This is a genomic window from Roseateles paludis (genome assembly GCF_039872745.1).
Classification (GTDB): Bacteria; Pseudomonadota; Gammaproteobacteria; order Burkholderiales; family Burkholderiaceae_C; genus Pelomonas; species Pelomonas paludis.
This window is the reverse complement of record NZ_JBDPZD010000001.1, coordinates 1005945-1019366: the sequence shown is the minus strand read 5'-3', so window position 1 is coordinate 1019366 and position 13422 is coordinate 1005945. Positions and strand designations below refer to the sequence as shown.

The window sequence follows — 13422 nt, the reverse complement described above, 5'->3', positions numbered from 1 at the left end:
TGGGAGCGGGCTACTGAAAAGAATAGAAGCATCTGAACTGGACCTTTCGGTCGGCCCAGTAATCGGCCGTGTCTCGGAAGACATCGAGCAACTGCTCACGCGCCTCGCGGTCGAACTTGATGTTGTCCGGCAACTGCTCGAGCACCACCACGAAGCCAGGCTGGGGGCCGGACTTGTGGACGAGATCGGTCATGCAGTCGTGCAAGGCATCGAGGTTCTTGCCGAAATGCGCCGGGAACAGGAAGGCCTGGGCAATGCCCTCAAGCACATCCTGTTTGGACTGGGCCTGCGACAGGTTGGCGTACAGGAAATGCTGCCCGGCTTCTTGAGAAGCCTGCATCAAGTCCTCGATCCTGAAGGCCCGTATGGCCTGCACGATATTGGGACGGACGTTGTGCAAGAACATGGTCACGTTCCTCCTTTCAAAACACTGAACCTTGTCTCCATCGCCTGATCACTCAGCCTGCGGCACGACGATGCGCCGAAAGCTGTTGTAGTGGTCAGCCGTGTAGTAACAGACGGCTGGCGCGGTGGGTGGTGTGCCGCCACAGACGATGCGGCGGGCACCCCGATCGCGCGAGCCAGGGGTCTTGACCGTGTATTCGCGGTAGTACCCCCTGGGATGGGCAGGCAACAAGCGCTCGCGATTGCCGAACACCACGCCATCCTTGGCATACGGAAAGGGCCCGCCAGACCGAACCAGCCGGTGCGTGGTCTGGGCCTGCGGGGGCAGGTCGGACAGCGCGACGGTGGCTACGGGGGGTGGAGAGGCCGTGTCAGTGGAACGCTCCTTCGCGGCAACACCGCCGCTCATGCTCAGGAGCAAGGCGCCGGCAGATGCTGCCGAAATGATGCGCAGGAGGCTGCGGGAGACGCTGGGATGCGCCAGCCACTTCACCAAAGACACGGGTTTACCCTAGACCGGAAACCTCAATCGTAGCGAATCGGCCCGAAAATCTCAAGTCGCATCCCCGCCGTGCTGCCAGGATTTGCAGCACGTTAGCGAGCGCACACAATTGCCTAAGTCATTGAAAGTCAATGACTGGCCCGGTGCTGACTTTGGGCACCCCCCAGATATCGGTGCGAACTATCAGGGTAGTCCTGAGCTGCCGGGGGCGCGCTAGGCGCCCCGGCTTGGTGCGCCCGTTCAGGCCCGCGCGGCGTTGGCGTCGGCCACGGTCAGGGCGGTCATGTTGACGATGCGGCGCACCGTCGCCGATGGGGTCAGCACATGCACGGGCTTGGCGGCGCCGAGCAGCACGGGGCCGATCGCGATGCCCCCGCCGGCGGCCGTCTTGAGCAGGTTGTAGCTGATGTTGGCGGCATCGATGTTGGGCAGCACGAGCAGGTTGGCTTCCCCGGCGAGCGGGCTGCTGGGCATCAACTCCTTGCGGTAGGCAGCGTCCAGCGCGGTGTCGCCGTGCATCTCACCGTCCACTTCGAGCCAGGGGGCCCGCTGCTGGATCAGGCCCAGCGCCTCACGCATCTTCAGCGCCGACGGGCAGCAGCTGGAGCCGAAGTTGCTGTGTGAGAGCAGCGCCGCCTTGGGCGCGATACCAAAGCGCCGCATCTCCTCGGCGGCCAGGATGGTGATCTCGGCCAGCTCAGCGGCGCTGGGGTCGTAGTTGACGTGGGTGTCCACGAGGAAGACCTGGCGGCCGGGCAGGATCAGGCTGTTCATGCAGGCAAAGGTCTGCACGCCGGGGCGCTTGCCGATGACCTGGTCGATGTACTGCAGGTGCATGGCCGTGGTGGACCAGGTGCCGCAGAGCATGCCGTCCACCTCGCCCTTGTGCAGCAGCATGGCGCCGATCAGGGTCAGCCGGCGGCGCATTTCGATCTTGGCGAGCTGCTGGGTGACGCCCTTGCGGTCGGTCAGGCGCCAGTAGGTCTGCCAGTAGTCGCGGTAACGGTGGTCGTTCTCGACATCGACGACGTCGTAGTCCCGGCCCTGCTGCAGGCGCAGGCCAAAGCGCTCGACGCGCTGGGCGATGACGCTCGGCCGGCCGATCAGGGTCGGGCGGGCCACGCCCTCGTCCACCACCACCTGGGCGGCGCGCAGCACGCGCTCTTCCTCGCCCTCGGCATAGGCGATGCGCTTGCTCTTGGCGCGCTTGGCGGCCGTGAAGATGGGCTTCATCGTCGTGCCCGAGGCATAGACGAAGCTCTGCAGCTTTTCGAGGTAGGCGTCCCAGTCACGGATGGGGCGGCTGGCGACCCCGGACTCCTGCGCCGCGCGGGCCACGGCGGGCGCGATGCGCATCATCAAGCGGGGGTCGAAGGGCTTGGGGATCAGGTATTCGGGGCCGAAGTCGAGATTGGCGCCGACATAGGCCGCTGCAACCACTTCGCTCTGCTCAGCCTGGGCCAGCTGGGCGATGGCGTGGACGGCGGCAACCTCCATCGCGTCATTGATGGTGGTGGCGCCACAGTCCAGCGCGCCCCGGAAGATGTAGGGGAAGCACAGGACGTTGTTGACCTGGTTGGGGTAGTCGGTACGCCCCGTGGCCATGATGGCGTCCTGGCGCACCGCCTGCACTTCCTCGGGCAGGATCTCAGGCGTGGGGTTGGCCAGCGCAAAGATCAAGGGCTGCGCGGCCATGCTGGCCACCATGTCGGGCTTGAGCACGCCGCCGGCCGAGAGGCCGAGGAAGACGTCGGCACCCACCAGCACCTCGCGCAACGTGCGGTGCTCGGTCTTCTGGGCGAACACGGCCTTGTCGGGGTCCATCAGCTCGGTACGGCCCTCGTAGACCACGCCGGCCAAGTCGGTCACCCAGATGTTCTCGCGCGGCAGACCAAGCTTGACCATCATGCCGATGCAGGCCAACGCCGCCGCCCCTGCGCCAGACGTGACGAGCTTGATCTTCTTGATGTCCTTGCCGACCACCTTGAGGCCGTTCATCAACGCGGCGCCGACGACGATGGCTGTGCCGTGCTGGTCGTCGTGGAAGACGGGGATCTTCATCCGCTCGCGCAATTTGCGCTCGACGTAGAAGCAATCCGGGGCCTTGATGTCTTCGAGGTTGATACCGCCGAAGGTGGGCTCCAGCGCGGCGATCACGTCAACGAGCTTGTCGAGGTTCTTCTCGTTGAGTTCGAGGTCGAAGACGTCGATGCCGGCGAACTTCTTGAAGAGCACACCCTTGCCCTCCATCACCGGCTTGGCAGCCAGCGGGCCGATGTCCCCGAGGCCCAGCACGGCCGTGCCATTGGTGACCACGGCCACCAGGTTGCCGCGCGAGGTGTAGCGGAAGGCGTTGGCCGGGTCGGCCACGATTTCTTCGCAGGCGGCGGCCACGCCGGGCGAGTAGGCCAGCGCCAGGTCGCGCTGGTTGACGAGTTGCTTGGTGGGAGCGATGGCCACCTTGCCGGGGGTCGGGAACTCGTGATATTCGAGCGCGGCCTGGCGGAGCTGGGCGCGCTTTTCTTCGGGTGAGGGCATGCTGATCAGAGGTGGAAGCGAATGGGGTGGCGTCCGGTGAAACCGGGTGTACCTAACCCCCAACGCTACACCCTGGCAGCGCTTACCAGCCAGCGGCGCTTGGCGAAGTGTGCTTGCGGGATGGAGAACCCAGGCCGTCAGGCGGGGCTCAGGCTGCCATGCTCAGCCGGTCACGCCCGGCGTGCTTGGCCATGTAGAGCGCCTCGTCGGCGGCCTGCAGGAAGGCCTGTGCGCTCAGGTAGGGGCGGCTCGGGCTCATGGCCGCCAGGCCGACGCTGACGGTCAGCTCGGCCCCAGCGGTCTCGTCGGCGCCACTGCCGTCGGCCAGGCGCAGGCTGCGCACATCGCTGCGCACCGACTCCAGCACGCCCTGGGCGGCCGACACCGAACAGCCCGGCAGCAGCACGACGAACTCCTCGCCGCTGAGGCGGGCGACGATGTCGGTGTCGCGCTTGAAGCGCTCGGCCAGCAGCAGCGCGACGCGCTTGAGCGCCGCGTCGCCGGTCTGGGCGCCATGGGCCTGGTTGAAGCGCTTGAAGTCATCCAGGTCCAGCACCGCCAGCGACAGCAGGCCGCGCTGGCGCTGGGCGCGCTTGAACTCGCGGCGCAAGGCTTCTTCGAAGGCGGTGCGGTTGAGCAGCCCCGTCAGGTTGTCATTGCGCGACAGGCTGGCCAGCTCGCGGTTCTGGGCCGCCAGCTGGGCGTTGGCGCTGTCCAGGGCCTCGCGCTGGTGGTCCAGCTCGCGCTGCAGGCGGCGGACGTCCTGGTCCTGGGTGTAGATGGAGTCCTGCGCGCGCTGCATGGCGTGGCGGATGCGGTCCATCTCGGTGGTGAGGCTGTGGGCCAGCGGGTCGGTCGGGGCGCCAAGCTGCACGAGTGGCACGGGCCCGGTCTCCAGTGCCTCGATGCCGCGCGCCAGTTGGCGCAGCGGGCGCAGCAGCAGGTGTTCCAGCAGGGCCAGCAGGGCGGCGCTGAGCACGCCGGTCAGGCCCACCACGAGGCCAAAATGCTCGCCCAGCGCACTGCTCAGCGACCCGAGCTGAAGCGCCTCAAATGCCAGCACCACCGCAAAAACGACGGCAGGCACAGCCAATGAAATGCGCAGCCTCAGCGAGGACAGACGCCGGGCGTTGCCGTTGTCTTCGTCTTCCAGCGCGGAAAGGGTGGTCGTGCTCTGCGACATCCCAAAATTGTGCCCAGCCCCCCGAGAACTTGGGGGGCGGAAAAGTCGGGGTTTTCCACTCCGGGCACACCCGGGGGTGGCCGGGCGGTCAGGAGTTGGTGACGACCGGCGCGGACTTCACCGCCGCCATCACGCTGCAGTTGCGGCCCTGGCGCTTGGCCTCGTAGAGCGCGGCATCGGCGGCGTTGATCAGGCTGGCCAGGTCACTGGCCCCGCCCGCCGGCAGCACGGCCAGGCCAATGGAGACGCTGGAGCGCAGCGGCGTCGGGCTGTCGGAGAAATCGCGCCCGGCCACGGCCAGGCGGATGCGCTCGGCCACCTCCAGCGCGCCCTCCTCCGCCGTGCGCGGCAGCAGCAGCACGAACTCCTCGCCCCCGTAGCGCGCGGCCAGGTCGCCGCTGCGCAGCATTTGCTGGATCAGGCGGCCCACCTGGCGCAAGACCTGGTCCCCGGCCGAGTGGCCGTGGGTGTCGTTGACCTGCTTGAAGTGGTCCACATCGATGAACAGGCAGGCCAGCGGGGCGCGGTGGCGCAGCGCCTGACTGAGCTCGATCTGGCTGCGGTGGTCGAAGTAGCGGCGGTTGTGCAGGCCAGTGAGCGCGTCCGTCATGCCGGCGATGCGCAGCCGCTCGCGGTTCAGGGTGGACTCGATGCTGATGGCGGCAATCGCGCCGAGCCGGTCCAGGAACTTGGTGCCCGAGCTGGAGTCGTAGCGGGTGGGGTCGGTGCTGCCCAGGTGCAGGCTGCCGATCAGCACGTTCTCGCGGATCAGTGGCAGCAGCGCCGCCGAGCGGATGCCCGCCTGAGCCGCAAAGGCGCTGGCCAGGGCCGGATGCTGCTCGCCCAGCAGTTGGCTGGTGCGGCCGTTGCCGTAGAGGCCCGCCAGCGGCGCATAGCCATCGAGCCAGCGCGGCTGGGCCAGGGCATCGGGCGGCACGGTGCGGCGCAGCTCACATTCGGGGTCCAGCAGCCAGAGCTCGACGGCATCGAGCTGGAACTCATCGCGGCAGCCCATCAAGAGGCGCTCGATCAGCTCGGCCATGGATACCGCTGCAATCAGCTTGCGCTCGACGGCATCGAAGCGGTCCAGCTTGCGCTCGTTGTCCTGCGCCGCCTCCAGCAGCGTTTGCAGCCGTTGGCGTAGGGCCAGGAGTTGAGCGCGGTCGTCGGTCATGGCGTGAGGGCGGGCGAGGTTTCGGGCGGAGGGGCCAGAGTGCGCGTGCTGCACCAGTGTCGCAGCTTGCCGGAGAGCGGATCACGAAATTCCAGCTCGCGCGCCAGCAGGCCCAGCGGCGCGTCCTGGCCGGGCTCGGCCTCCGGCGGCAACAGCACCGGGTAGACCCGGTCGCCGGCCAGCGGCAGGCCCAGCGCGTTCATCTGCGCGCGCAGCTGGTGCTTGCGGCCGGTGCGCGGCCGCAGCTCGTAGCGCGCCCAGCCGCCGCCGAGGCTGGCCAGGCGCCGCACGAGCGTCTCGGCATTGGGCGCGCCGGGCACCACCTGCATCTGCATGAAGCCGGCGCCTTCGGGCTCGACCAGCCGGTGCCGCAGCAGCCGCGGCTGGTCATAGCCCTCGGCGTCGGGGGCGATGGCCTCGTAGGTCTTGGCGATGGCGTGGTCACGAAAAAGCGCTTGGTAGGCCCCGCGCTCACCGGCGCGCACGCTGAAGAGCACCAGCCCGGCCGTCTCGCGGTCCAGGCGGTGCAGCGGGCTCAACTCGGCCAGGCCGGTGGCGCGGCGCAGGCGGGTGAGCAGGGTCTGCTGCACGTAGCGGCCGCCGGGCGTGACGGGCAGGAAGTGCGGCTTGTCGGCCACCAGCAGGTGCTCGTCCTGGAAGACGATCTCCGCCTCGAAGGGCAGCTCGGGTTCTGCGGCCAGCTGCCGCCAGTAGAAGACGCGGCGCTGCGCGACATAGGGGCTGCCCGGCGGCAGCGCGCAGCCGGCCTCGTCAACCACATCGCCCTGCGCCATGCGGGCGGGCCAGTCGTCCACCAGGGGCAGGCGTTCGGCCAGGAAGTCCGCCAACCGCGGCCAGGCACCGGGCGGGCAGTGCACGGCGCTGGCGCTGACGCCGTCGCGCAGCGGCAGGGCCGGCTTGGGCGGGCGGGCCATCAGTCGATGCGGGGGCCGCCCTTGGCGCGCTCGTCGAGGTAGGCCTGCAGACGCCGCAGCGCGGCAGCATCAGCGCCGCCCTCGCGCCAGGCGCTGACCCAAGGGGCACGCAGGCCCTCGCGGGCGATCTCGCGCACGGCGGCATCAATGGCTTCGATGGCGGCGCGGCCCCCGGCATTGCGGGTACAGGCCACCATCACGTCCAGGTTGGCCTGGTGCTCGGCCAAGGCCAAGCTGGTCAGGCCATCGCCTGCATCACGCCCGCCCAGAAAGCGCCGCACGATGCTGGCGTACTCGATGGTCATGTCGATGCGGCCGCTGCGCACCAGCTCCATCAGGCGCCGGCTCTGCCGGCTGTCGAGCTGCACACGCGGCACGGCATGGGTGGCCAACAAGGCATCGAGCGCCGGGTTGAAGCTGCGCCCCACGGCCACCTGCATGCGCAAGCTGCCCCGCTGCAACAGCTCGGCCAGGCTTGGGCGCTGGCCGTCGGGGCTGATGCGCGCAGCCATGTCGGTGCGCACCACCAGCCGGAACTCCTCGCCAGCCAGCACCGGAAAGAGTGGCGTGAAGTACAGCCACTGCAGCCGCGGCGGCGTGCGCTTGATCTGCGAGGCGCAGAAGGTCTCGCCCTGGCGCGCCAGTTGCTCGACACGGCTGGCATTGGCCTCGACAAACTCGACCCGGTAGCCCGGCAGGCGGCCCAGCAACTGGCGCAGGTAGCGGCCGACGGACCCCACGTCCAGCTCGTCCAGCGTGGCTGGCGGGTGGCCGTTGACGAAGTTGAAGTGCGGCGGTGACTCCTGCACCATCCAGCGCAGAGGTTCGGCCGGCTCGGCGCCCGCCAGGGGGCACAGCAGCAAGGCTGACAGCAGCAGCAGCAACAACCAGCGCTGCTGACGCCTCACCTCAGTCGCCCTCCACCCACTCGATGCGCGCGCCCAGCTCGCAGATGTGCTCGACGAAGTTCGGGTGCGCGCGGCGGATGGGCGTGGCGTTCTTGATCACGCTCTTGCCGGGGATGCTGGCCGCCACCATCAAGAGCGCGATGGCCACGCGGATGATGTACGGGCTCTCGACCTCGGCCGGCGACAGCGGCTTGCCGCCGAAGGTGATCATGCGATGCGGGTCGGACAGGAAGGCGTGGCCGCCGAACTTGGCTAGCTCGCTGGTCCAGCCCATCGCGCCGTCGTAGATCTTGTTCCAGAACATCACACTGCCCTCGGCCTTGATGCCGAGCGCGACGAAGATGGGCAGCAGATCCACCGGCACATAGGGCCAGGGCGCTGCTTCCACCTTCTGCAGGATGTTGCGGGTGAAGGGCTCCTTGACCTTGAGCTTGCCGCCGTCGGTGATGCAGCGGCTCCAGCCGTCTTCGTGGCGAATCTCGACGCCGAACTTGGCAAAGGTGCGGTCCAGCAGCGGGAACATCTCCGGCGCGCCGTTCTTGACGCGCACATCACCGCCGGTGATGGCCCCAAGCGCCAGGAAGGTGACGATCTCGTGGAAGTCTTCGGTGAAGGTGTAGTCCGCGCCGCCGAGTTCGCCCACGCCGGTGATCTTGAGCTTGGACGTGCCATGCCCTTCGATCTTGGCGCCCAGCAGCGACATGAAGGTGCAGAACTCCTGCACGTGCGGCTCGCTGGCGGCATTGGTCAGCGTCGAGACGCCCTCAGCAAGGGCCGCGCAGAGCACGAAGTTCTCGGTCGTGGTGACGCTGGCGTAGTCGGTCCAGTGGTCATTGGCCTTGAGCGGGCGGTCGACTTTGAGCACCAGCCCATCGGGCAGGCGCTCGACGTCGGCGCCAAAGCGCTGGAAGACCTCGACGTGCGGGTCGATCTCGCGCGCCCCGAGCGTGCAGCCCTTGACGTCGTCCTCGATGCGCGCGTCGCCGAAGCGGGCCATCAGGCCCGGCACCAGCATGATGGACGAGCGCATCTCCTCGGGCAGGCGGTCCACCGCCGCGTCGAAGTGGGTGTGCTGGTGGTGGACGTCGAGGATGCCGGTCTTGAAATCGATGCTGACCTCGGACCCAAGCTTGCGGAAGACCTCGACGATCTTCTTCACGTCGGTGATCTCGGGCACCCCGCGCAGCCGCACCGGCTCACGCGTGAGCAAGGTGGCGCAGAGGATGGGCAGGACGGCGTTCTTGTTGGCCGAAGGGATGACGCGGCCCGAGAGAGGCGTGCCGCCGTGAACGATCAGGTGGGACATGGTGCGGGGCTGGGGGAGAGGTGCGGATTGTCAGCGGTGATTGGCGCCCCAGCAGCAATCAGGGCTTCCCCCGACCAACGGCCCCCAGGGCAGCCCGGCACACCCCCTGGCTGGGTGTGTGCTGAAACCGACCCGCGCGATAGGCTGCGCTCATCAAATTCAAAGTCCGGAAGGCTAACCATGACCCGCTCACTCATCGCTGCGTTGCTGTGCAGCGCCTCCCTGTCGGCCCTGGCCGCGCCCGTCGTTCTTTCGGGCACCGTGCGTGACTTCCACGCCGATGGCGCCAACTTCGAAGGCGGCATCAGCGGTCTGGTCGGTGGCGCGGTCTCGTCCACGCTGTCGGGCCAATCCCCCACGCTGACGGCCACGGGCGCCAGCTTCATCTCGAACAGCGGCGCCGGCGCCTTCGACAACTGGTACACCCGCCCCACGGACTCGGTCACCTACAACATCACGCTGGACGAGAGTTCGCCGGGCAGTGGTGTCTACACCTACAACAACAACAACTTCTTCCCCATCAACGGCCAGCTGTATGGGGACGAAGGCTACGGGCAGAACTTCCACTTCACCTACGCCATCCACGCGAGCTTTGGCTACACCAAAGGCTCGGGCCAAACCTTCACCTTTGGCGGCGATGACGACGTCTGGGTCTACTTCGACAAGCTGCTGGGCATTGACCTGGGCGGTGTGCACGGCTTCGCGTCGAGCACGGTCAATCTGGACGATCTCTTCAATGCGGCAGGTGGCCGGGACTCGGGCAACTACAGCTTCGACTTCTTCTTTGCCGAGCGCCACACCTCGGGCTCCAACCTGACCATCAGCACCTCGCTGCTGCTGCGCGACAACCCTGGGCAAGCTGTGCCCGAGCCGGGCTCGCTGGCCCTGGCTGGCCTGGCCCTGGTGGCCGGCCTGCGCACACGCCGCCGCCGCGCCTGAACGACGTCGTGATCGCGCTGCGGCGCGTCACTTCACGCTGAAGCGCACCGTCGCCGTGATGGCCGGTGCGGGCAGCCCCGTCACCGTGGCCACCACCTTGGCCTTGGGGGCGAGGCTGAGCCCCACTGCTTCCAGGTGCTGGGCCCCTGCCGGCTTGAGCGGGGCCTCCGAGGTCTGCGTGCCCTGCAACACCGTCAGCTTGCCGCCCAGCTTGCTGGCGTCCACGGGTTTGCCGTGGTCTGAGATGTAGAGCGCGGTCGCGCCGCCTGGAGCGGCAGGCAGCACCAGCTCGAACTGCAAGTCGTTCACCACCTGCACGATGCCGCCGTGCTGGGGCTTGGCGCCGCCGTGGGCGTGGGCGCCGCTGCTGAGCAAAGCGAGGCTCAGGGCCAGGGTGTGGAGCAGGGTCTTCATGGCGGGTCCTTTCAGAAAACGTCGTCGGTGTCGCCCAGCAGCCGCTCCGTCGCGCGGCGGCCAAAGCGCAGGTAGAGCGCGGGCGTGAGCAGGGTGTCGAGCAGGGTCGAGCTGATGAGGCCGCCGAAGATCACCACCGCCACCGGGTGCAGGATCTCCTTGCCCGGCGCGTCGGCGGCCAACAGCAGCGGCGTGAGCGCGAGCCCGGCCACCAAGGCCGTCATCAGCACGGGCGTCAGCCGCTCCAGCGAGCCGCGCACCACCATCGCCGGGCCGAAGCTCTCGCCCTCGAAGCGGCACAGGTTGAGGTAGTGGCTGATCTTGAGGATGCCGTTGCGCGTGGCGATGCCAGCCAGGGTGATGAAGCCCACCATGGACGCGACCGACAGCGTCACCCCCGCCAGCCACATGGCCGCCACGCTGCCCACCAGGGCGAGCGGGATGTTGGCCATCACCAGCAGCACCAAGAGGCCCGAGCGGTAGCGCGTGTAGAGCACCGCAAACACACCCACCAGCGAGACCAGCGACAGCCCGGCAATCAGGCGCGTGGCCGACTGCTGGGCCTGGAACTGCCCCTCCAGGCTGACGAAGTAACCGGACGGCAATGCCAGGCGCGCGACCTCGGCCTGCACGTCCTCCACCAAGTGGGCCATGTCGGTGCCATCGGTGTTGGCGTAGACGACGATGCGCCGCCGCCCGCTCTCGCGGCCGATCTGGTTGGGGCCATCGGCCGGCTCAATGCTGGCGATGGCCGACAGCGGCAGGCGCCCGGCCGGGGTGTCGATCAAGGTGCCGGCCAGGGCCTCGGGGCTGCGCGCGGCATCGGGCAGGCGCAGCACCAGGTCGTAGCGGCGCGGGCCGTCCACCAACTGGGCAGCGTGCTCGCCGTCGGTCAACAGCTGCAGCAAGCGCACCGCCTCGCCCGGCGCCAGACCGGCCTGCGCAGCACGGGCATGGTCAATGCGCACCAGCAGCTGCGGGATCAGCACCTGCTTCTCGACGTTCAGGTCCACCAGGCCTGGCACGGTGGCCAGGCGCGCGCGCAGTTGCTCGGCCAGGCCGCGCAGCGCGTCGGTGTCGTCGCCAAAGATCTTGATGGCGATCTGGGCGCGCACGCCGGAGAGCAGATGGTCGAGCCGGTGCGCGATGGGCTGGCCCACCGAGACCTGGACCGGCAGACCCGCGAGGTGCGCGCGCAGGTCGGCCAGCACCACTTCGCGCGGGCGCTCGCTGCGGCGCAACTGCACCTCGATCTCGCTGGAGTGCACGCCCTCGGCATGCTCGTCCAGCTCGGCGCGGCCGGTGCGGCGGCCCACGTGGATGGCCTCGGGCACTTCAGCCAGCAGGCGCTCGGCCTGGGCGCCGATGCGGCTCGACGTCGCCAGCGACGTGCCCGGCTGCATCAACAGGCCCACCACCACCGAGCCCTCATTGAAGGCCGGCAGGAAGGCGCGCGGCAGCGCCGCCACCGAGCCTGCCGCCACCAGCACCGCTGCCAGCGCCGTGCCGGCCAGCATCGAGGTGTGCTTGAAGGACCAGTGCAGCAAGCGCTCGTCCCACTGCTTGAGGCGTTTGACCAAGGCGCTGTCGCCCCGGTCCAGCCGCCGCATCCGGGGCAGCAGCCACGCGGCGAGCGCTGGCGTCACCGTCATCGAGACGAACATGGACGCCAGGATGGACACGATGTAGGCCACTCCGAGCGGCGTGAAGAGCCGCCCCTCGATGCCCGGCAGCGCGAACAGCGGCACGAAGACCAGCACCACCACTGTGGTGGCCACCACGATGCCCGAGCGCACCTCGACGCTGGCGCGGCGCACCACCTCCAGCGTAGGCAGCGGCTGCGCACTTTCGCGGTTGAGCCGCAGGCGGCGCAGGATGTTCTCCACGTCCACCACCGCGTCGTCCACCAGCTCGCCCACGGCGATGGCCAGGCCCCCGAGCGTCATCACATTGATCGACTGGCCCAGCAGATGAAACACCAGCGCCGTGACCGCCAGCGATAGCGGAATGGCGACGAGCGAGATCGCCGTGGTGCGCAGCGAGAGCAGGAAGGCGAACAGCACCAGGGCCACCATCACCGCGCCGTCGCGCAGGGCCTCGGCCACATTGCCCACCGCCGCCTGGATGAAGTCGGCCTGGCGGAACAGCACCTGGGGCTCGGCGATGCCGGCCGGGCGGCTGCGCGCCAGCTCGGTCAGCGCAGCCTCGATGGCGCGGGTCAGCTGCACGGTGTCGGCCCCCGGTTGCTTCTGCACGCTCACCACCACGGCCGGCGCCCCGGCAAAGCCAGCATCGCCACGCTTGGGAGCGGCCGCGTAGGCCACCTGGGCCACCTGCTCCAGGCGCACGGCGCGGCCGTCCTTCCAGGCCACGGCCAGGGCCTGCAGGTCGGCCAGACGCGTGCTGCGCCCCAGGTGCCGCACCAGGATCTCGCGCTCGTGCTGGTCCACAAAACCGCCGCCGGCATTGCTGGCAAAGCCGCGCAGAGCCGCCTCCAGCTGGCTCAGGCTGATACCCGCCTGCGCCAGCCGCTGCGGGTCGGGCTCGACGCGCAACTGCCGCACCTCGCCGCCGATGGGGATGACCTGAGCGACACCCGCAATCGATAGCAAGCGCGGGCGCAGCACGAAGTCCGCATAGCTGCGCACGTCCATCGGTGTCCCGACGGATTTCGCATCCAGCGGCACCGCCAGCAGCATCACCTCGCCCATCAGCGACGAGACCGGCCCCATCGCGGGCGTGACGCCGGGCGGCAGCTGCTCGCGCGCCAGCTGCAGGCGCTCGGCCACCAGCTGGCGGTTGCGGAAGAGGTCGGTGCCCCAGTCGAACTCGGCGGTGAGCACCGAGAGGCCCACGCCCGAGGTCGAGCGCACGCGCGTGACGCCGGGCATGCCGCCCAGCAGGGATTCGAGCGGCACGCTGATCAGCTGCTCCACCTCCTCCGGCGCCATGCCGCCGGCCTCGGTCAGCACGGTGACGATGGGTTTGTTCAGGTCGGGCAGCACATCCACCGGCGTGCGGCTGGCGGTGTAGGCGCCCAGGCCCAGCAAGAGCGCCGCGCCCAGCAGCACAAAGAGCCGGTTCTGCAGCGCAAGGCGAACGATGGCGTTGAACATCG

General features: G+C 68.8%; 11 protein-coding genes. 1 reads left to right on the top strand and 10 read right to left on the bottom strand.

Annotated features, from left to right (window positions below):
* Positions 1 to 10 precede the first annotated feature (10 nt).
* From ABDJ85_RS04825 to ABDJ85_RS04790, 8 genes are all read right to left on the bottom strand, one after another.
* Positions 11 to 406: a barstar family protein gene (locus tag ABDJ85_RS04825; protein WP_347703602.1), complete on the bottom strand. Its 396-nt coding sequence runs from the start codon at positions 404 to 406 to the stop codon at positions 11 to 13.
* 48 nt (positions 407 to 454) lie between these two features.
* The gene (locus ABDJ85_RS04820) at positions 455 to 814 is read right to left on the bottom strand and encodes a guanyl-specific ribonuclease (RefSeq protein WP_347703828.1); all 360 of its coding nucleotides are present in this window, start codon (positions 812 to 814) and stop codon (positions 455 to 457) included.
* Positions 815 to 1147: 333 nt separating this feature from the next.
* The gene (locus ABDJ85_RS04815; RefSeq protein ID WP_347703601.1) at positions 1148 to 3445 is read right to left on the bottom strand and encodes an NADP-dependent malic enzyme; all 2298 of its coding nucleotides are present in this window, start codon (positions 3443 to 3445) and stop codon (positions 1148 to 1150) included.
* A gap of 148 nt (positions 3446 to 3593) precedes the next feature.
* Positions 3594 to 4628: a diguanylate cyclase gene (locus tag ABDJ85_RS04810; RefSeq protein ID WP_347703600.1), complete on the bottom strand. Its 1035-nt coding sequence runs from the start codon at positions 4626 to 4628 to the stop codon at positions 3594 to 3596.
* Positions 4629 to 4716: 88 nt separating this feature from the next.
* On the bottom strand, positions 4717 to 5802 hold the full coding sequence (locus ABDJ85_RS04805) for a GGDEF domain-containing protein (RefSeq protein WP_347703599.1): 1086 nt from the start codon (positions 5800 to 5802) through the stop codon (positions 4717 to 4719).
* Positions 5799 to 6737, bottom strand: coding sequence for a pseudouridine synthase (locus tag ABDJ85_RS04800; RefSeq protein WP_347703598.1), 939 nt, complete (start codon positions 6735 to 6737; stop codon positions 5799 to 5801). Before ABDJ85_RS04800 ends, ABDJ85_RS04805 begins: the two co-directional genes overlap by 4 nt.
* A complete protein-coding gene (locus ABDJ85_RS04795) occupies positions 6737 to 7645 on the bottom strand; it encodes a hypothetical protein (RefSeq protein ID WP_347703597.1) in 909 nt (302 codons plus the stop codon). The genes ABDJ85_RS04800 and ABDJ85_RS04795 overlap by 1 nt, the downstream gene beginning before the upstream one ends.
* A 1-nt stretch (position 7646) precedes the next feature.
* Positions 7647 to 8951, bottom strand: coding sequence for a UDP-N-acetylglucosamine 1-carboxyvinyltransferase (locus tag ABDJ85_RS04790; protein WP_347703596.1), 1305 nt, complete (start codon positions 8949 to 8951; stop codon positions 7647 to 7649).
* Positions 8952 to 9131: 180 nt separating this feature from the next.
* Between ABDJ85_RS04790 and ABDJ85_RS04785 the strand changes: the two genes are divergently transcribed.
* A complete protein-coding gene (locus ABDJ85_RS04785; protein ID WP_347703595.1) occupies positions 9132 to 9890 on the top strand; it encodes a fibro-slime domain-containing protein in 759 nt (252 codons plus the stop codon).
* Positions 9891 to 9917: 27 nt separating this feature from the next.
* Here ABDJ85_RS04785 and ABDJ85_RS04780 read toward each other — a convergent pair whose 3' ends face one another.
* A complete protein-coding gene (locus tag ABDJ85_RS04780) occupies positions 9918 to 10304 on the bottom strand; it encodes a hypothetical protein (protein WP_347703594.1) in 387 nt (128 codons plus the stop codon).
* Positions 10305 to 10315: 11 nt separating this feature from the next.
* Positions 10316 to 13420, bottom strand: a complete 3105-nt coding sequence (locus ABDJ85_RS04775) for an efflux RND transporter permease subunit (protein ID WP_347703593.1) — start codon at positions 13418 to 13420, stop codon at positions 10316 to 10318.
* Positions 13421 to 13422 lie beyond the last annotated feature (2 nt).